The organism is Cellulomonas sp. P4_D11 (assembly GCF_056401915.1).
The window spans coordinates 57,981-76,560 of sequence record NZ_JBFUIK010000007.1; the positions used below are offsets into that span (position 1 = coordinate 57,981).

Below are 18,580 nucleotides of genomic sequence, written 5' to 3' on the forward strand. Positions count from 1 at the left end.
GCTGAGAGGGGGTTCACTCCGCGCGCAGCGCGTCGATGGGTGCCAGTCGCGCGGCGCGCGTGGCGGGGTAGACGCCGAACACGAGGCCGATGCCCATCGCGACGACGACCGACCCGGCCACGGCCGCGCCGGAGACGACGACCGACGAGTCGAGCAGGCCGGGCAGCACCTGCGCCGCGACGATGCCGAGCGCCGCGCCGAGCACGCCGCCGGCCAGGCCGAGCACGCCGGCCTCGACCAGGAACTGCCGCCGGATGGCCCACGGCGGGGCGCCGAGCGCCTTGCGCAGGCCGATCTCGCGCGTCCGCTCCGTGACGGACACGAGCATGATGTTCATGACCCCGATGCCCCCCACCAGCAGGGACAGGGCCGCGATGCCGGTGAGCAGCACGGTCAGCGTCTTGTAGACCGCGGTCGCCGTGGACACCAGGGCGTCCTGGCTGTTGATGGTGAAGTCGGCGCTGTCCGCGTCGGTGATCCCGTGCAGGTTGAGCAGCAGGCTCTGGGCCTCCTGGTAGGCGGCGTTGAGCTGGTCCGTCGAGGCGGCCTGGACGTAGATCGTCGACACCGCGTTGCGGTCCTGGCCGCCGACGAGCGTGTCCGCCGCCGTCGACATCGGGATGACAGCAATGTCGTCGAGGTCGCTGTCGCCGCTGGCGCCCTCGGCCTCCAGCACCCCGACGACCCGCAGGTCCGTGTCGCCGACGGTGACCGTCTGCCCGACCACGCGGGTCGAGCCGAACAGCTCCTCGGCCGTCTCCGGCCCGAGCACGACCACGTCCGCGCGGGACTCCTCGTCGTCGGCCGTGAAGAACGCACCCGACGCGAGCGTGCGGCCGCGGACGTCGAGCCAGTCCGTGCTGGTGCCGACCACGCTCGTGGTCCAGTTGGTGTCGTTGGCCTCGAGGGACGCGGACGTCGTCTTCTCGGCCGCCACCTTGCCGATGTCCGGCGCGTTGACGGACGAGTCCAGCGCCGCGGCGTCGGCCGTGGTCAGAGTGGTGCGGGAGCCGAAGCCGCCGCGGACGCCGTCGGTGCCGGTGCTGCTGCCCGGGCGGACGATGAGCAGGTTGCTGCCCAGCTGGCTGATCTGCTCGCTGACGTCCTTCTGCGTGCCGAGACCGAGCCCGACCGTGAGGATGACCGCGGCGATGCCGATGAGGATGCCGAGCACGGTGAGGATCGACCGCATCGCGTGCGAGGTCACCGCCGACCAGCCCGTGCGCAGGGTCTCGGACCAGGTCATGCGGCACCCCCGACGATGAGCCCGTCGTGGACGCGCACCACCCGCTCCGCACGCTCGGCCACGTCGGCCTCGTGCGTGATGAGGACGATCGTGCGGCCCTGCGCGCGCAGCTCGTCGAACAGCGCCAGCACGTCGTGCGTGGACGTCGAGTCGAGGTTGCCCGTGGGCTCGTCGGCCAGGAGAAGGGCCGGCTCGCCGACGAGGGCGCGGGCGACCGCCACGCGCTGCTGCTGGCCACCGGAGAGCTCGCCGGGTCGGTTGTCGAGCCGGTCGGCCAGGCCGACCCGGTCCAGGGCGTCCGCCGCCCGCTCCCGTCGTTCCGCGGGAGGCACCCGCCCGTAGACCAGCGGGAGCTCGACGTTCCGCCACGCCGACAGCGACGGCAGGAGGTTGAACTGCTGGAACACGAACCCGATCCGGCGGTTCCGGATGTCCGCGAGGTCGATCTCGTCGAGCTCCCCCACGTCCTCGCCGGCCAGGTGGTACGACCCGGCGGACAGGGTGTCCAGGCAGCCGAGGATGTTCATCAGCGTCGACTTGCCCGACCCCGACGGACCCATGACGGCGACGTACTCGCCCGGCTCGATCCGCAGGTCGATGCCGCGCAGGGCCTCGAACTCGATGCTGCCCGACGTGTAGGTCTTCCTGACGCCGACGAGGTCGATGACGGGCTCGTCGGGACTCGTCGACGCCGTCTCGGAGAACGGCAGCGCCAGCTCAGCCATTCGTCGGACCGCCCTGCTGCAGGACCGGGCCGCTGCCGCCGTCGACCGGAGGACCGCCCTGGAACCCGCCCTCGGGGAACGTGCCCTGGTTCTGCCGGCCGGTCCCGCCCGTGCCCGGGGTGAACGTCGCGAGCACGACCTCGTCGCCCTCGGCCAGGCCCTCCGTGATCTCGGTGAGGTTGCCCGACGTCTCCCCCGTGGTGACCGGGACGTCGACGGTCTTCCCGTCGGCGTCGACCTGCTTGACGGTCGTCGTCCCGTCCGCCGCGGTGGTGACCGCGAGGCTCGGGACGGTGAGCACGTCGGTACGGCGCTCGTAGACCAGCTCGACGTCCGCGGAGACGCCGTCGTGCAGGCCCTCCTGGTCACCGGTGACGGCGACCGTCACCGGGTAGGCCGCGACGCCGGAGTCGCTGGTGGACAGCAGGCCGATCTCGCTGATGGTGCCGAACACCGGGTCCGTGGCGCCGTCGAGCGTGACCTCCGCCTGGTCGCCGACCTCGATGAGCGCCACGTCCGCGTCGCTCACCGTGACGTCGACCTCCCACGCGTCGGTGCCGACGATGGTGAACTGCGCGGTCGTCGTGTCGCCGCCGCCCGACGACGGGCCGCTGCTTCCCACGGCGTCCCCGACCTCGAGGTTCACCGCGGTGAGCAGACCGGCGACCGGGGCGACGAGGGTGGCGCCGTCCATCGCCGCCTGCGCGGTGTCGACGCCCGACTCGGCCACGTCGACCTGCGCCTGCGCGGCGGCGACCTGCGCGCTGCCGCTGGCGTCGGAGAGCTTGGCCCGTGCGCTCGCCAGCGTCGCCTTCGCCTGGAGGAGGTCGGCATTGAGCTGCAGGGTGTCCACCGTGGCGAGCGTCTGGCCGGCCGTGACCGTCTGCCCGACCGCGACCGGGACAGACGTCACCGTGCCGCTCACGTCGAAGCTCACGTCTTGCTGCACCGACGGCGTGAGCGTCCCGCTGCCGCTGACCGACTTCTGCATCGTCGTCAGGCTCGCCGCGGTCGTCCGCGTCACGGGGGCCGCCGACGCCGCCGACGCGTCCCTGATCCCGAACCACCAGACTGCCGCGGCGACGAGGCCGACGAGGACCACGGCCGAGACCGTCCTCGTCAGCGGCGTCGTCCGTCTCCAAAGGTGCTGCATGTTCTCCCTCACGTCCGCCCGGTCCTGTGACCTGGGCCGAACGTAGGGACGGGTGCTGGGCCGGCCGTAGCACCGGCCTGTGGCTCACCTGTGAGGCGCAGGACGCGCAACGTCCGAGCTGATGGAGGCCCTGACCTGCATCTGCTCGGACGTTGCGGGGGCTAGTCCGCCGGGAGAAGGAGGCCGTCGCGGACCAGGCCGCGGGCGGACGGGAGGATGTCCGCCGCGACCGCGTCGGCTCCCACCTCCAGCAGGGCGCCCAGGGCGTTGACGATCTGCCCGACCGTGAGCTCGCCGTCGCAGACCCCGACGAAGCCCGCGAGCGCCGTGCCGGCCTGGACCGCCCGGCCGAAGCCGCCGCCCTGGCGCAGGAGGACCACCTGCGGGTCAGCCGAGCCGGGCGTCAGGTAGCGCTCCTCGGTGACGTCGAGGGCGACGACGAGGCGCTGCGCCGCGAGCTCGTCGTCCGGCATCGCGAGCCAGTCGTGAGCGGCGAGCGACGCCGCGATCGCCGGCCCGAGCGGCTGCCGGACGGTGCCCGTGACCTCCTCGAGCCGCCGCAGCGACGGCTCCCCGAGCGGCTTGCGCAGGGTCACGATGCCGAAGCCGATCCCCTCCACGTCCCGCGACGCGAAGTCGTCGAGCCAGAGCCCGTACCGCTCGTCCCACGCGGCCCGGTCCCGGTCGGGCGTCGTCCCGCCGTCGCGGATCCAGGTCTCGGCGTACTGCGCCGGGTCCTGCAGCTCGCGCTGCACCACCCAGCCGTCGAGCCCGCTGGCGTCGAGCCACGAGCCGACGCGCTCGTGCCACTCCTCGCCCCGGCGGACCTCCCAGTTGCCCAGCAGCTGCGCGACGCCGCCGGGTGCCAGGACCGCGCCGACGCCCTCGACCAGCTCCCGCACGATCGCGTCGCCGGCCCGGCCGCCGTCGCGGTACTCGTAGGAGGGCATCCCCGGGGTCCGCGGGGTGATGACGAACGGCGGGTTGCTGACGACGAGGTCGAAGCGCTCCTCGGCCACGGGCTCGAGCATCGACCCCTCGCGCAGCTCGAGGCGGAACCCGTCCAGGCCGGCGAGCAGGGCGTTGAACCGCGCGAACCCGAGCGCCCGACGCGAGATGTCCGTGCCGACGACCCGGCGCGAGTGCCTGGACGCGTGCAGCGCCTGGATCCCGCAGCCGGTGCCGAGGTCGAGCACGTGGTCCCGCTCGTCGCGCACCGTGACCTGCGCCAGCGTGGTCGACGCCCCGCCGACACCGAGCACGTGGTCGGTCCGCAGGGCGTCGCCGGTGGCGAGCTCGCCCAGGTCGGACGCGATCCACCAGTCGACCTCCCCGCCCCCGTCGACCGCCGCGTACGGGCGCAGGTCGACGCGCGCGCGGACCTCGTCGCCATCCGCCTCGACGAGGCCCAGCTGCTCGGCACCGGCCACAGTCAGGGTCGGCAGCGCGCGCTCGAGCGTCCGGCGCGGCGTCGTCGCCCCGAGCAGGAACGTGCGGACCAGACCCGCGACGACGTCGTCGGCGGCCCTCGCCGTCGCCCGCAACGCCGGCAGGGGCTCCTCGCGGTGCAGGGCGTCGGCAGCGACGGGCCCGAGCACCTCCTCGACGCCGGCGACGCCGTAGCCGGAGCCGTGCAGGTCGTCGCGGAGGGCCGCGACGAGCGCGGCGTCGGGCCGGGGCGCACCGGGCGCGGAGTCATGAGCCACCCAGCCATCATCCCCGCCCCGCCACCCTCACCACCGACGACGTCCGCACATCCGGTCGTCGGGACGCTCGGTCCTGCGGACGGCCCGGACCAGGAGCCGGGGTCAGAGGGTCAGGTCGACGATCAGCGGGCGGTGGTCGCTCGCGTGCAGGACGTCCGGGCCGGACGGGACGCGCGGCGCGGAGAAGCCGAGGTCCGGGGTCACCAGGATCGCGTCGATCCGGTGCCGCGGCTCGACCGCCGGGAACGTGGGACCGCCGGACGGGTCGGTGTCGACCAGCACGCCGGTCAGCCGCGCCCACGCCGCGCCGTCGGGCCGCTCGTTGAGGTCGCCGAGGACGACGCCGCGGGCCGCCGGGACGTGGTCCCTCAGCAGCCCCGAGAGATGCTCGGCGCGCTCCGTGCGGACCAGCGACAGGTGGACGACGACGAACCGGACGCCGTCGATCGTCGCGACGGAGACGCCTCGCCGGGTCCGGCCCGGCTGCCAGGACAACCGCAGCGCCCGGGAGTCGGACACCGTGCGCCCGCGCGCGACCAGCAGCGCGGTCGTGCGTGCGCCGCGCCCGCTGACCACCGGGCGCAGCCCGACCTGGCGCGCGAAGCGGGCCATGCGCCACCGACCGAGCACGCCGCGCGGCGGCTCCTGGACCCCGAGGACGTCGGGCGCCGCGGCCCGGACGACGGCCACCGCCGCGGCGGCAGACAGGTGCAGGCCCTTGAGGTTGTACGTCATGACCCGCATGGACCACGAGCCTGCCAGCCGCGCGACGACCGCGCAGGTCAGCTGTCGAGCACGAGCAGCCAGCGGACCTCGCGGCGGAACAGGTCGACGCGGGACGGCGAGTCGTAGGAGCGGACGTCGTGCCCGAGGGCGTCGTAGACCACCCGCCCCGGTCCGGGGGCGACCCAGACGACCGGGTGCGCGGCTCCCTCGTGGTCCGCGACGACCAGCACCTGCACGTCGGGCGAGACGGCCAGCGAGAGGTACCGCTCGTCGTCGGCCTCGACGACGCCCAGCCCGGCGGTGATCGGGTGCTCGGCGGAGACCACCCGGAACGACGCGGCGCCGTGCGGTGGGTGCCACGACGTCCCCTCGACCCAGCGGCCGCCGAGCACCCGGCCCCACGTGGGCGAGTCGGCGAAGGTGTTCGCGGCCTGGTGGAGCCCGAGCACCGGGACGCCGGACGCCACCAGCGACGCGAGCCTCTCGTGGAACGGCGCCCAGTCCTCGTCGGTCCCGTCGAACGACGGGTCGGGCCGACCGCGGCCGCACGCCACGATCACGAGCGCGGGGTCCACGTCGTCGAGCGCGTCCGGAAACGTGCCGCGGATCGTGCTCTCGACGCCCTCGTCGGCGAGCAGGGACGCCAGCCGGTGCGAGATCGCCGCGGCGTCGTGCCACGGGTCCTCGTACCGGCCGTGGCCGGCCAGCACCAGCGCGCGGGGCATTCAGTCCTCCCAGGGGGTCAGCGCGTTCCGCGCGTTCGACCACACCACAACGAGCAGCGGAGCGCACGCGACGAGCACCCCGACGCCCGGCTTGACCAGCTCCGCGGCGACGAGCAAGGCGAGCAGGGGGTCGACCGCTCCCCGTCCTGACCGACGAGGCCCCCGCTCGTGGTGAGCGGGGGCCTCGTCGACTCGGCACTCAGCCGGCGAGAGCCTTCTCGGCCTCGCGGGTCAGGTCGCTCTTGTCGGCACGCGCCGCCCGCAGGCGGGACATGACGACCGCGCCACCGGCGATGAGCGCGGCGACGACGGCGATGGACACGCGCGCCGTCGTGCTGGCGTCGGTGCCCACCGAGACGGCCACGACGGCCGGCGCGATGAGCAGCGAGACCAGGTTCATCACCTTGATCAGCGGGTTGATGGCCGGTCCGGCGGTGTCCTTGAACGGGTCACCCACGGTGTCGCCGATGACCGCCGCCGCGTGGGCGTCGGACCCCTTGCCACCGAAGTTGCCGTCCTCGACGATCTTCTTCGCGTTGTCCCAGGCGCCGCCCGAGTTGGCCAGGAAGACCGCCATGAGCACGCCGGTCGCGATGGCCCCGCCGAGGAACCCGGCGAGCGGTCCGACCCCGAGGCCGAAGCCGACGGCGATCGGCGCGAACGCCGCGAGCAACCCGGGCGTCGCCAGCTCCCGCAGGGAGTCACGGGTGCAGATGTCCACGACCTTGCCGTACTCCGGTCGCACCTCGTACGTCATGATCCCGGGGTTCTCCCGGAACTGGCGCCGGACCTCGAAGACGATCGCCCCGGCTGCGCGGGTCACGGCGTCGATGGCCAGCCCCGAGAACAGGAACACCGTCGCGCCACCGAGGATCACGCCGACCAGGGTGACCGGGCTGATGATGCTGTAGTTGAGCATCGAGGCCGTGATGTCGTCGGTGACGTCCCCCGCGGTGCGCAGAGCGCTCGCCACCGCCTCGGCGTACGACCCGAACAGCGCGGTCGCCGCGAGGACGGCCGTCGCGATCGCGATGCCCTTGGTGACGGCCTTCGTGGTGTTGCCGACGGCGTCCAGGTCCGTGAGGATCTGCGCGCCCTCGGGAGTCACGTCGCCGGACATCTCCGCGATGCCCTGCGCGTTGTCGCTCACGGGCCCGAACGTGTCCATGGCGACGATGACGCCGACCGTGGTCAGCAGGCCGCAGCCGGCCAGCGCGATGAGGAACAGCGACAGCGCCACCGAGCCGCCGGCCAGCAGGAACACGCCGCAGATCGCCGCGGCGATGATGCCCGCGGTGTAGACGGCGGACTCGAAGCCGACCCCGATGCCCGAGAGGACCACCGTGGCCGCGCCGGTGAGCGTGGTGCGCGCGACGTGGAGCGTCGGCTTGCTCGTCGTGCCCGTGAAGTAGCCGGTGACCCAGAGGATGATCCCGGCCAGGACGACGCCGATGGCCACCGCGATCGAGGCGATGAGGCGCGGGTCCCCGGCGTGCGTCTCCAGACCGGCCGTGCCGCCCGTGAAGTCCGCGAAGGTCGACGGCAGGTAGACGAACGCCGCGATCGCCGAGAGGCCCACGCCGACGAGCGCCGAGATGTAGAAGCCGCGGTTGATGGCCGCCAGCCCGCTCTCCGCGCCGCGCACCCGCGTGATGAAGACGCCGAGGACCGCGACCAGCGCGCCCATCGCCGTGACGATCAGCGGGAAGACCAGACCCTGCTCACCGAACGCCGCCTTGCCCAGGATGAGCGCGGCGACCAGCGTCACGGCGTAGGACTCGAACAGGTCGGCGGCCATGCCCGCGCAGTCGCCCACGTTGTCGCCCACGTTGTCCGCGATCGTGGCGGCGTTGCGCGGGTCGTCCTCCGGGATGCCCTGCTCGACCTTGCCGACGAGGTCGGCGCCCACGTCGGCCGCCTTGGTGAAGATGCCGCCGCCGACACGCATGAACATGGCGAGCAGCGCCGCACCGAAGCCGAAGCCCTCGAGGACCGCCGGCGCCTCCGCCTTGTAGAGCAGGACGACGGACGCGGCGCCGAGCAGGCCGAGGCCCACGACGCTCATGCCCACGAACCCGCCGGTCCGGAACGCGATGCGCGCGCCCTCTGCACGCCCACCCTTCTCGGACGCGGCGGCGGCCACCCGGACGTTGGCCCGCGTGGCCAGCCACATGCCCAGGTACCCGATCGCGGCGGAGAACCCGGCGCCGATCAGGAAGAAGACCGACCGACCGACCTTGACGCCGCTGTCGCCCGGCAGCAGGAAGAGCAGGGCACAGACGACGACCGCGAAGAGGGCCAGGGTGCGGAACTGGCGGCTCAGGTACGCCGCTGCCCCTTCCTGGACCGCGCGCGCGATCTCGCGCATGGACTCGGTCCCCTCACCGGCCGCGAGCACCTGACGGCGCAGCACAACGGCGATGAGCAGGGACGCGACCGCAACGGCCGCGATGACACTGACGATCGTGATGCTCGTTGACCCGAGCTCGACCATGCATCCTCCTCGGACATCAGCGAGGCCCCCCTGACCGCGCCTGTCACGCAGCCCCGTTGCTGTGCGACCCGGTGAGTCTAGCCAGCAGATGTGACGTGGATCGCACCACCACGCGTCCATCGTGTTCACCCCCAACCGTTCCGATGTGACGGACGTCTGGGTGGGTGACGGTCGGGAGAGGAGACGCGTGGGCTGGGAGCAGGAGCTCGGGGCGCTGGTCGCCGCACCGGCCGCACGAGGTCGAGTGGGGCGAGGCGTACGTCCGCCACGTCATCCTCACCACGTACCTGGACGCCTACCGCTCCACGGCACCCTCGCGAAGATCACCCATCTGCTCGCCGACGGCCCCGGTGCCGACGAGGAGGCTGCCGCCGGGCCTACAGTGCCGACGTGCACACGCGACTGAGCGCCGGGCTGGCCGCCCTGCTGGTCGCCGTGGCCGTCGCGGGGTGCACGAGCCGACCCGAGGCCGCACCGCCGGCCACCGCGAGCCCCACGCCGGTCGCGACGCCGACCACCGACCCCGTGGTCCTCCCCGCCGGCGACCCGGCGCTGCCGTTCGGCGCCTGCGGCGCGCTGGCCGACGCGACCCCGGCCCTGCCTGTGACCACCTCGTTCCTCCCGGTCGTCGAGCTGCGGGCCACCACCGTGCAGGCGGGCGAGCCGCTGCGGTTGTCGGCCGGCGTCGGACTCACCTACGACGACAGCGCGCCGGCGGGCGACGGCGTGACGCCCGGCACAGGTCCCACGTTCGCGGTCCTCCACGACGGGGTCGTCGTCGCCACCGGCGACGTCTACCGGGGGCACCCCGCGCCCCCGGCCATCCAGCCGGCGTACGGCGAGTCGAGCCCGACCGAGTACGTGGGCAGCCTCGACCTCGCCGTGTGCGACGCGGGTGACGGTCCGGCGACCCCGGGCCGCCCGCTGCCTGCGGGCGCCTACTCGCTCGTGCCCTGGGCGGAGGTGGGTCGGCTCGACGCGGAGACGGACGACCTGTCGTGGGAGGAGCTCGAGGAGCTGGCGAAGGATCCCGCGTCGACGGACAGCATCGCCGTCGGCAGCGCCGTGGCGTTCAGCATCGAGGGCACGGCGACCGACGTCGCCGTCCCGGAGTGGTCGACCGTCGGCATGGACGCCGGCCCCTTCCAGGACCCGGTCACCTGCGGGGACGCCGAGCCGGCGGCGCCGCTGTCGCCGTGGCTGCTCACGCTCGACGTCACCCCCACGACCACCACGCTGGCGGCGGGCACCCCGCTGACCGTCACCGGCGAGCTGCGGTTCGCCGGCGCCGACCGCACGGCGGCATTCCTCGGCTGGCAGGTGGAGTACGTCGCGGTCCAGGACGGCGTCGTCGTCGGCGACACCCAGCTGACGTACGACGGCATGCTGCACGGCGTCGACCTCGGCCACGGCGACACGGTGCCGCAGGAGCGTTCGGCGGTCCTGACCGAATGCCTCGACGGCGGCTGGACCGACGGACCGCCGCTCCCCGCGGGGGTCTACACGATCTACCCGCGCATGCTCCTCGCCGCCGTGCTGCTGCCCGACGGCACGCCGCGGGACGACGGCGACCCGGTGCCCGACATCATGGGCCGACCGTTCACCGTGACGCTCACGAGCTGAGCGCGGCCTCGACCGTCTCCTGCACGGTGAACACCTGCAGCAGCGCGGTGATGCGGAAGACCTTGAGCAGCCGCTCGGAGTCGATCACCAGCTGCAGCTGGCCGCCGGCCAGCCGGACCTTCTTCAGGGTGCCGACGAGCACGCCGAGGCCGGTCGAGTCCATGAACGTCACGGCCCGCAGGTCGATGACGAGGTCGGTGCGGTCGCGCTCGAGGAGCTCCGACAGCTGGTCGCGCAGGGCGTCGGCGGACGACACGTCGATCTCGCCCTCGACCTCGACGACGGTCCGGGGACCGATGTCCCGGCTGGTCACACGCACATCCACGCGGGTCCCCTCTCTTGGGGGCATTCAAACAGAGTGGACGCCCCGCGACGAGGACGGGTTACCCCGGCAACCGCCGTGCGGCGGCGAGGGCCGCCCGGTACTCGCTCGTCGTCCCGTCCGGCCGGGCCTCCTGCAGCACGTGGTCGCGCACCCCGAGGTCCGCCAGGACCGCGGTGAGCTCCTCGACGTCGGCGGCGCCGAGCACCGTCGGGTCGACGGTCGTGCGCACCTGCACGTCGACGCCCGCGTCGAGGACGAGCCGGAGGGACGCGAACGCGGCGTCGGCGCTCGTCGTCGGCCCGCCGACCCGGGTGATCGCGCGGTAGAGCCGCGCCGGCGCCTTGATGTCGAGACCCACCCAGTCGACGTGCGGGAGCACCGCCGCCAGCCGGCGCGGATAGGCGCCGGCCGTGTGCAGGCCGACGCCGAACCCCACGGCCCGGACCTCGCGCGCGGCGTCGGCCAGCCCGGCCTGCCTCGTCGGCTCCCCGCCCGAGAGGACGAGGCCGTCGAGCAGGCCGTGCCGGCGACCGAGCAGGTCGAGCACGTCCTCCCACGGCACGGTCCCCGGCGCGCGGGGGTCGAGGATCGCCGCGTTGTGGCAGTAGGTGCACCGCCACGGGCAGCCCTGCAGGAAGGCGGTCGCGACGAGGCGGCCGGGCCAGTCGCACGACGAGAGCGGGACCAGCCCCGCGATCGCGAGCCCGCTCATACCAGGACGGCCTCCCGGAACGGCGTCCGCTCGGCGTGCTCGCCCTGCTTGCCCACGTTGAACGAGCTCACGGGCCGGTGGTACCCCATGACCCGCGTCCACACCTCGCAGACCACCGGCTCGGACCCGGGCCACTCGTCGGCGCACCGCGGGCACGTCGGCTGCTCGCCCGCGAGGTAGCCGTGGCGCGGGCAGATCGAGAACGTCGGGGTGACCGTCAGGTACGGCAGCCGGAAGCTCGACAGGGCGCGGCGGACCAGCGTCCGGCACGCGTCCGGGCTGGACAGGCGCTCCGCCATGTAGAGGTGCAGGACCGTGCCGCCGGTGTACTTGGTCTGCAGCTCGTCCTGCCGGGCGAGGGCTTCGAACGGGTCGTCGGTGTACCCGACGGGCAGCTGCGAGGAGTTCGTGTAGTACGGGTGGTCGGGCGTGCCGGCCTGCAGGATCCCGGGGAACCGGCGCAGGTCCTCCTTGGCGAATCGGTACGTCGCACCCTCGGCCGGGGTCGCCTCGAGGTTGTAGAGGTGGCCGGTCGCCTCCTGCAGCTCGACCATCCGCGCCCGGACGTGGTCGAGCACCCGGACGACGAGGGCGTGGCCGCGGTGGTCGACGAGGCCGTACCGGTCGCCCGTGAGGTTGCGGACCATCTCGTGCAGCCCGTTGACGCCGATCGTCGAGAAGTGGTTGTCGAGCGTGCCCAGGTAGCGACGCGTGTACGGGAACAGGCCGTCGTCGATGAGCCGCTGGATCAGCGAGCGCTTGAGCTCCAGCGACGTGCACGCGAGGTCGATGAGCCGGTCGAGGGCGGTGATCAGGCCCGCCTCGTCGTCCTTGTGGAGGTACCCGAGCCGGCCGCAGTTGATGGTCACCACGCCGATCGACCCGGTCTGCTCCGCGGACCCGAACAGGCCGTTGCCGCGCTTGAGCAGCTCGCGCAGGTCCAGCTGCAGGCGGCAGCACATCGACCGGACGTCGCCCGGGTTGAGCTCGGAGTTGAGGAAGTTCTGGAAGTACGGCAGCCCGTACTTGGCGGTCATCGCGAACAGGCGGTCCGCGTTCTCGCTGTGCCAGTCGAAGTCCTTGGTGACGTTGTACGTGGGGATCGGGAACGTGAACACCCGGCCCGACGCGTCACCGTCGGTCATCACCTCGATGTAGGCGCGGTTGATCAGGTCCATCTCGCGCTGGAGCTCGCCGTACGTGAAGTCGCACGGCTGGTCGGCCACCAGCGGGACCTCGTCGCGCAGGTCGTCCGGGCAGGTCCAGTCGAACGTGAGGTTGGTGAACGGCGTCTGGGTGCCCCACCGCGACGGGACGTTGAGGTTGTAGACGAGCTCCTGGACGCCCTGCAGCACCTGCGGGTACGTCAGGCCGTCGAGCCGCACGTACGGCGCCATGTACGTGTCGAAGGAGCTGAACGCCTGCGCGCCGGCCCACTCGTTCTGCATGGTGCCGAGGAAGTTGACGATCTGGCCGATCGCGGAGCTGAAGTGCCGCGGCGGGCGGGCGTCGACCTTGCCGGGCACGCCGTTGAGGCCCTCCTGCAGCAGCGTCCGCAGCGACCAGCCGGCGCAGTAGCCGGACAGCATGTCGAGGTCGTGGATGTGCAGGTCGCCCTCGCGGTGCGCCTCGCCGATCTCGGCCGGGTAGACGTGGCTGAGCCAGTAGTTGGCGACGACCTTGCCGCTGGTCTGCAGGATCAGCCCCCCGAGGGAGTAGCCCTGGTTGGCGTTGGCGGCCACGCGCCAGTCGCTGCGGTCGAGGTACTCGTCGATCGACGAGCCCACCTCGACGACCACTCGCTCGGACATGGGGCACTCCTCGTCGTCGGGGATCGGGTGCGCCAGTTCTATGCCCGGGCCTGTTCCGGCCCGGGGGACCTACGTCCCTGCCGCCGGCCGCCGTGCGGCAGGTCCGCGCGAGTCGGCGGCGTGTCGCTCCGGAGCCCTCGTCGTGTCGCTCCGGCGCCCTCGTCGTGACCCGCGCGACCTCGTCACGTCGCCCGGTCCCGAGTGGCCCGTCAGCCGCGGACGAAGCGCACCGGGTCGCCCGGGCGGAGCTGCCCGAGCAGCCCGAGCGCGTGCCGACGGAGCACCGCGGCCACCGGGTAGCCGCCGGTCACCGGGTGGTCGACCGAGAACACGACGGGCTGCCCGTCCGGGGGGATCTGGACCGCGCCGACGACGAGGCCCTCCGAGGGGAGCTCGCGCCCGACGCGCTCCGGCGTTCGGCTGACGGCCGGCCCGTCGAGCCGCACGGCCACCCGGTTCGTCGCCGGCGTCACGTGGTACTCGTGCGGTCCGCACAAACGGGCGAGCGGGTCGACGAACCAGTCGGCGTGCGGCCCGGGCACCACCGGGAGCAGGACGTGGTCGGGCCACGACCGGACCGGTGCGACGTCGATCAGCGGCCAGCCCTCGGGCGCCGGCCCGACCGGCAGGACGTCGCCGGGGGCCAGCACGGCCGGACCGAGGCCGGCCAGCTGGTCGGTGCTCCGCGAGCCGAGCACCGATGGCACGTCGATACCCCCGCGCACCGCCACGTAGGTCCGCAGGCCGGAGACGACGGTGCCGAGCAGCAGCTCCGCGCCCGCGGACAGCTCCAGCACGGCCTCGTGGCCCACCGGCCGGTCGTCGACCCATGCCGGCCCGCGCGCGCCGGTCAGCGCCACCGTGAGGTCCCCGCGGGCGCGCAGCCGCAGCCCACCGAGCAGCACCTCGAGCCCAGCGGCCCCCTCGTCGTTGGCGACGAGCCGGTTGCCCAGCCGCAACGCAGCCGCGTCGGCGGCCCCCGACCGTCCGACGCCGATGTGCGCCCAGCCCGGCCGCCCGAGGTCCTCGACCAGCGTGAGGAGACCGGGCTCGACCACCTCGATCGCGGCCGTCATGACATCGCGGCCGTCATGACGCCGTGAACCGCACGCGGGTGCCCGGCCGGAGCAGCGCCGGCGGTTCCGCGTCCACGTCGAAGAGGGTCGTCCCGCAGCGGCCCAGCAGACGCCACCCGCCCGGCGTCGCGGCCGGGTAGACCGCGCTGAACGTGTCGGCGATCGCGACCGAGCCCGCCGGCACCCTCGGGCGAGGGCTGTCGAGCCGGGGCACCCGCAGCGCGGGGTCGAGACCCGTCAGGTAGGCGAAGCCGGGCATGAAGCCGCCGAACGCCACCGTGTACCGCGCACCCGTGTGCCGGGCGACGACCTCGTCCACGGTCAGGCCGGTCAGCCGCGCGACGTCCGCGAGGTCGGGACCGTCGTAGTCGACCTCCAGGACGACCTCCGTCCCCACGGCCTGCGCGCTCGCGGACCGCCCCGCCCACCAGCGCTCCACCGGGAGCTCGCGGGCGTCCTCGCCGTCCCGCACCCGCAGGAGCAGGGTCCGCGCGGCAGGCACCTGGTCGACGATCGTCGCGGCGTCCGGGTCGGTCGCCCGCGCTGCCCGGATCGCGTCGTCGAGGGCGCGGACCTCGTCGAGACCCGGCAGCTCGACGAGCACGGCGTCCTCCCCGTAGGGGAGCACCCGCAGGTCGCGCGCGTCGGTCATGCTCCGATCCTGCCCGACGGGCGGTCGTCACGGGCGAGCACGACCCGGCCGCTCGGCGGGCGTCCGGCGCCGCCGAGGGCGCGCCGTCAGCGCGTGGACGGATTGGGCGCGACGAACKGCTCGACGCGCACCCCGCCGGCCTCGAGCGCACCGCGGACCGAGACCGCGAGGGCCGCGGCACCCGGGGTGTCCGAGTGCACGCACACCGACTCCGCCCCGACGCGCACATCGGTGCCGTCGACGGCGCGCACGAATCCCTCGGTGGCGAGTCGCACGACGCGCGCGGCAACCTCGTCGGCGTCGGTGACCAGCGCACCCGGCTCCGCGCGCGGGACCAGCGTGCCGTCGGCGCGGTACCCGCGGTCGGCGAACGCCTCGGTGACCGCTCGCAGGCCACGGCGCGACGCCGCGACGAGGACGGCGGACCCGGGCAGCCCGACGACCGGCAGGTCACCGACGGCGTCGACGACGGCCCGAGCGTGCGCCTCGTGGTGGACGACCGCGTTGTAGAGGGCACCGTGCGGTTTCACATAGGCCACGCGCGCGCCGACGCCGCGCGCGATCCGCCGCAGCGTCGCGAGCTGCTGCGCGACCTGCGCCTGGAGCTCGTCCGCCGGGACGTCGAGGAACCGGCGGCCGAAGTGCTCGCGGTCGAGGTAGGACACGTGCGCCCCGACCGCGACGCCGCGCTCCGCCGCCGCACGACAGACCGCGGCCATGATCCGCTCGTCTCCGGCGTGGAAGCCGCAGGCGACGTTCGCGCTGGTCACCACGTCGAGCAGCTGCGCGTCGAGGCCGTCGACCCCGGGTGTCCAGGGGTCGATCTCCTCGCCGAGGTCGCAGTTGAGATCGATCCGCGTGGCCATCCCCCGATCCTGCCCCGCCCGGCCGTCGGTCGCTGCAGGTTCGTCCCGTCGTGCCCGTCACGCGCGCCGATCACGCCTGCCGGTCACGTCCTCGCCCGGTGCGAGGATGTGCGCGTGGTCCGCACCGGTGAGCTGCTCGACGTGCTGCTCGCCGCTGGACGGCGAGCAGATCGAGCGACGCACGTGCGACAGATCCCGGCGCGCCCCGGCACGCAGGCGGACTGGCCCGCGTGGGCTGACGCCGACCTGATCCACGGGTACCGGTCGCTCGGCGTGGACCGCCCCTGGTTGCACCAGGTCGAGGCCGCCGACGCCGCCTGGTCCGGCCGCCACACGGTGCTGGCCACCTCGACCGGCTCCGGCAAGTCGCTGGCGTTCTGGCTCCCCGCGCTCACCACCAGCCGCGCCGCTGCGGCCGGATCCCTGCTCGACCCCGGCCGCATCGAGACCGTCAGCCGCCGCGCCACCACGCTGTACCTGTGCCCGACCAAGGCGCTCGCCGCGGACCAGCTGGCCGCCCTGGACCGCCTGCTGGTCGCCGCGAGCACGCGCGACGTCCGCGTGGCCACGTGCGACGGCGACACCTCGCTCGACGAGCGGCGCTGGGTCCAGGAGCACGCGGACGTGGTGCTCACGAACCCCGACTTCCTGCACTTCGCGCTGCTCCCCCAGCACCGGCGCTGGGCGCGGCTGCTCGGGTCGCTCAGGTACGTCGTCGTCGACGAGTGCCACGCGTTCCGGGGCGTCTTCGGCGCGCACGTCGGGCTCGTCCTGCGGCGACTGCGCCGGCTCGCCGCCTCCTACGGTGCGACGCCGACGTTCCTGCTGGCGTCCGCGACGACGTCCGACCCGGCCGCGAGCGCGGCGCGGCTGATCGGCGTCGAGCCGTCCGAGGTCACCGCCGTCACCGACGACGCCTCCCCGGCCGGCCGCAAGACGTTCGTGCTCTGGCAGCCGCCGGAGCTGCCCGGCGTCGAGGCCCCGTGGTCGTCGCTGCTCCCCGCCGACGACCCCTGGGCCACCCCGCTCGCCCTCCCTGCGCACGTGACCCGCGGGGTGGACGACCTGAGCCCGCCGGCTCCCGACGACATCTGGGGCGTGCCCGTCGCCGACACCGACCGGCCCGCGCTCGACCGGTCCGACGACCCCGTCGTGCTGGCCGACCTGCTCGCGGTCGCCTTCCAAGGCACCGAGGGCTCCGGGCCGCTCGGCACAGGCGAGCGCGTCGTCGCGGAGTCGCCCGACCGCCCCCGCCGCACCGCGACCGCCGAGATCGCCGACCTCCTCGCCGACCTCACCGCTGCGGGCGCCCGCACCCTCGCGTTCACGCGGTCGCGACGCGGTGCCGAGTCGGTGGCGGCCACCACGCGGGCGCACCTCGAGGAGATCGACCCCACGCTCGCCCACTCCGTCTCCGCGTACCGCGGCGGCTACCTCCCGGAGGAGCGCCGCGCGCTCGAGGCCGCCATCCGGTCCGGGTCGCTGCGCGCTCTCGCGACCACCAACGCCCTCGAGCTCGGGGTCGACATCTCGGGGCTCGACGCCGTCCTGATCGCCGGCTGGCCCGGCACCCGGGTGTCGCTGTGGCAGCAGGCCGGCCGCGCCGGGCGGGCAGGCACCGACGGGCTCGTCGTCCTCGTCGCGCGCGAGGACCCGCTCGACACCTTCCTGGTGCACCACGCCGAGGCCATCTTCGACACCCCGGTCGAGGCGACGGTGTTCGACACCACCAACCCGTACGTGCTCGCCCCGCACCTGTGCGCCGCCGCGGCCGAGCTGCCCCTGCGGTCCGAGGAGCTCGACCTGTTCGGCCCGCGGACCGCGGAGCTGCTCGGCGAGCTGGTCCAGCGCGGCACGCTGCGTCGACGGCCGTCCGGCTGGTACTGGACCCACAACGAGTCGGCGAGTCGCCTGACCGACCTGCGCGGGTCCGGCGGCGACCCGGTGCGCGTGGTCGAGTCCGTCACCGGACGCATGCTCGGCACGGTCGATGCCGGGTCCGCGGACTCGACCGTGCACGACGGCGCGGTCTACGTCCACCAGGGGGCCACGTTCGTCGTCGACGAGCTGCGCCTCGAGGACGGCGTCGCACTGGTCACCCGTCGCGACGTCGACTACGGCACCTGGGCCCGATGGGTCACGACCACGGAGATCCAGTCCGTCGACGCCGAGGTGCCCTGGGGGCCGGTGACCTGGGGATTCGGTTCCGTCGACGTCACGACGAAGGTCCTCGGCTACCAGCGCAAACGCATCCCCGACCTGCAGGTGCTGGGCAGCGAGGAGCTCGACCTGCCCGCTCGGACGCTGCGCACGACGGCCGTCTGGTGGACCGCGCCGGCCGAGGTCCTTCTGGCGGCCGGCGTCACCGTCGAGACCGCCCCCGGCGCCCTGCACGCCGCCGAGCACGCGTCGATCGGCCTCCTCCCGCTCCTGGCGACCTGCGACCGCTGGGACCTCGGCGGCCTGTCCACCGCGCTGCACGTCGACACCGAACAGGCGACCGTCTTCGTGCACGACGCCTACCCCGGCGGCGCCGGCTTCGCGGAGCGCGGCTTCACGCTCGGCGCGACCTGGCTCCGAGCCACCCGCGACGCGATCGCCGCCTGCCGCTGCTTCTCCGGCTGCCCCGCGTGCGTCCAGTCCCCCAAGTGCGGCAACGCCAACAGCCCGCTCGAGAAGGCCGCCGCGATCCGCCTCCTCGACGCCGTGCTTGCCCACGCCCCGACCTCCTGACCCACCG

The 18,580-nt window shown here is 73.9% G+C and carries 15 protein-coding genes; 2 read left to right on the plus strand and 13 right to left on the minus strand.

Annotated elements, in window-relative coordinates; translation table 11 throughout:
* Positions 1 to 13: 13 nt before the first annotated feature.
* The 7 genes from AC1DT4_RS06470 to AC1DT4_RS06500 form a co-directional block, all read right to left on the minus strand.
* Complete coding sequence (locus tag AC1DT4_RS06470) at positions 14 to 1,246, minus strand: ABC transporter permease (RefSeq protein WP_477088947.1); 1,233 nt, start codon at positions 1,244 to 1,246, stop codon at positions 14 to 16.
* Positions 1,243 to 1,971, minus strand: a complete 729-nt coding sequence (locus tag AC1DT4_RS06475) for an ABC transporter ATP-binding protein (RefSeq protein ID WP_477088948.1) — start codon at positions 1,969 to 1,971, stop codon at positions 1,243 to 1,245. The genes AC1DT4_RS06470 and AC1DT4_RS06475 overlap by 4 nt, the downstream gene beginning before the upstream one ends.
* Positions 1,964 to 3,073 (minus strand): efflux RND transporter periplasmic adaptor subunit, encoded by a 1,110-nt coding sequence (locus tag AC1DT4_RS06480; RefSeq protein ID WP_477088949.1) that lies wholly within the window; start codon positions 3,071 to 3,073, stop codon positions 1,964 to 1,966. The genes AC1DT4_RS06475 and AC1DT4_RS06480 overlap by 8 nt, the downstream gene beginning before the upstream one ends.
* Before the next feature lie 212 nt (positions 3,074 to 3,285).
* Positions 3,286 to 4,830, minus strand: a complete 1,545-nt coding sequence (locus AC1DT4_RS06485) for a DUF7059 domain-containing protein (protein ID WP_477088950.1) — start codon at positions 4,828 to 4,830, stop codon at positions 3,286 to 3,288.
* 102 nt (positions 4,831 to 4,932) lie between these two features.
* Complete coding sequence (locus AC1DT4_RS06490; RefSeq protein WP_477088951.1) at positions 4,933 to 5,574, minus strand: endonuclease/exonuclease/phosphatase family protein; 642 nt, start codon at positions 5,572 to 5,574, stop codon at positions 4,933 to 4,935.
* 38 nt (positions 5,575 to 5,612) lie between these two features.
* Entirely contained in the window at positions 5,613 to 6,281 is a 669-nt protein-coding gene (locus AC1DT4_RS06495; RefSeq protein WP_477088952.1) for a ThuA domain-containing protein, read from the minus strand.
* A gap of 199 nt (positions 6,282 to 6,480) precedes the next feature.
* On the minus strand, positions 6,481 to 8,775 hold the full coding sequence (locus tag AC1DT4_RS06500) for a sodium-translocating pyrophosphatase (RefSeq protein WP_477088953.1): 2,295 nt from the start codon (positions 8,773 to 8,775) through the stop codon (positions 6,481 to 6,483).
* 390 nt (positions 8,776 to 9,165) lie between these two features.
* Here AC1DT4_RS06500 and AC1DT4_RS06505 point away from each other — a divergent pair, with 390 nt between their 5' ends.
* Positions 9,166 to 10,398, plus strand: coding sequence for a hypothetical protein (locus AC1DT4_RS06505; RefSeq protein WP_477088954.1), 1,233 nt, complete (start codon positions 9,166 to 9,168; stop codon positions 10,396 to 10,398).
* On the opposite strand, the gene AC1DT4_RS06510 is transcribed toward AC1DT4_RS06505, so the two are convergent.
* The 6 genes from AC1DT4_RS06510 to AC1DT4_RS06535 all read right to left on the minus strand — a co-directional run bounded on the left by AC1DT4_RS06510 (position 10,388) and on the right by AC1DT4_RS06535 (position 15,840).
* Positions 10,388 to 10,723, minus strand: a complete 336-nt coding sequence (locus tag AC1DT4_RS06510; protein ID WP_477088955.1) for an STAS domain-containing protein — start codon at positions 10,721 to 10,723, stop codon at positions 10,388 to 10,390. The genes AC1DT4_RS06505 and AC1DT4_RS06510 overlap by 11 nt on opposite strands.
* Positions 10,724 to 10,781: 58 nt before the next feature.
* Positions 10,782 to 11,435, minus strand: coding sequence for an anaerobic ribonucleoside-triphosphate reductase activating protein (locus AC1DT4_RS06515; RefSeq protein WP_477088956.1), 654 nt, complete (start codon positions 11,433 to 11,435; stop codon positions 10,782 to 10,784).
* Positions 11,432 to 13,246, minus strand: a complete 1,815-nt coding sequence (locus tag AC1DT4_RS06520) for a ribonucleoside triphosphate reductase (protein WP_477088957.1) — start codon at positions 13,244 to 13,246, stop codon at positions 11,432 to 11,434. Before AC1DT4_RS06520 ends, AC1DT4_RS06515 begins: the two co-directional genes overlap by 4 nt.
* A 209-nt stretch (positions 13,247 to 13,455) precedes the next feature.
* The gene (locus tag AC1DT4_RS06525; RefSeq protein WP_477088958.1) at positions 13,456 to 14,322 is read right to left on the minus strand and encodes a 5-oxoprolinase subunit C family protein; all 867 of its coding nucleotides are present in this window, start codon (positions 14,320 to 14,322) and stop codon (positions 13,456 to 13,458) included.
* A gap of 13 nt (positions 14,323 to 14,335) precedes the next feature.
* A complete protein-coding gene (locus tag AC1DT4_RS06530; RefSeq protein ID WP_477088959.1) occupies positions 14,336 to 14,974 on the minus strand; it encodes a 5-oxoprolinase subunit B family protein in 639 nt (212 codons plus the stop codon).
* 86 nt (positions 14,975 to 15,060) lie between these two features.
* A complete protein-coding gene (locus AC1DT4_RS06535; RefSeq protein WP_477088960.1) occupies positions 15,061 to 15,840 on the minus strand; it encodes a LamB/YcsF family protein in 780 nt (259 codons plus the stop codon).
* A gap of 114 nt (positions 15,841 to 15,954) precedes the next feature.
* Between AC1DT4_RS06535 and AC1DT4_RS06540 the strand changes: the two genes are divergently transcribed.
* Positions 15,955 to 18,573, plus strand: coding sequence for a DEAD/DEAH box helicase (locus tag AC1DT4_RS06540; RefSeq protein WP_477088961.1), 2,619 nt, complete (start codon positions 15,955 to 15,957; stop codon positions 18,571 to 18,573).
* Positions 18,574 to 18,580 lie beyond the last annotated feature (7 nt).

Excerpts from the sequence above, each read along its gene's own strand:
- AC1DT4_RS06500 (WP_477088953.1), bottom strand. The coding sequence starts at position 8,775 with ATGGTCGAGCTCGGGTCAACGAGCATCACGATCGTCAGTGTCATCGCG.
- AC1DT4_RS06490 (WP_477088951.1), bottom strand. The coding sequence starts at position 5,574 with ATGCGGGTCATGACGTACAACCTCAAGGGCCTGCACCTGTCTGCCGCC.
- AC1DT4_RS06520 (WP_477088957.1), bottom strand. The coding sequence starts at position 13,246 with ATGTCCGAGCGAGTGGTCGTCGAGGTGGGCTCGTCGATCGACGAGTAC.
- AC1DT4_RS06470 (WP_477088947.1), bottom strand. The coding sequence starts at position 1,246 with ATGACCTGGTCCGAGACCCTGCGCACGGGCTGGTCGGCGGTGACCTCG.
- AC1DT4_RS06475 (WP_477088948.1), bottom strand. The coding sequence starts at position 1,971 with ATGGCTGAGCTGGCGCTGCCGTTCTCCGAGACGGCGTCGACGAGTCCC.
- AC1DT4_RS06495 (WP_477088952.1), bottom strand. The coding sequence starts at position 6,281 with ATGCCCCGCGCGCTGGTGCTGGCCGGCCACGGCCGGTACGAGGACCCG.
- AC1DT4_RS06525 (WP_477088958.1), bottom strand. The coding sequence starts at position 14,322 with ATGACGGCCGCGATCGAGGTGGTCGAGCCCGGTCTCCTCACGCTGGTC.
- AC1DT4_RS06530 (WP_477088959.1), bottom strand. The coding sequence starts at position 14,974 with ATGACCGACGCGCGCGACCTGCGGGTGCTCCCCTACGGGGAGGACGCC.
- AC1DT4_RS06515 (WP_477088956.1), bottom strand. The coding sequence starts at position 11,435 with ATGAGCGGGCTCGCGATCGCGGGGCTGGTCCCGCTCTCGTCGTGCGAC.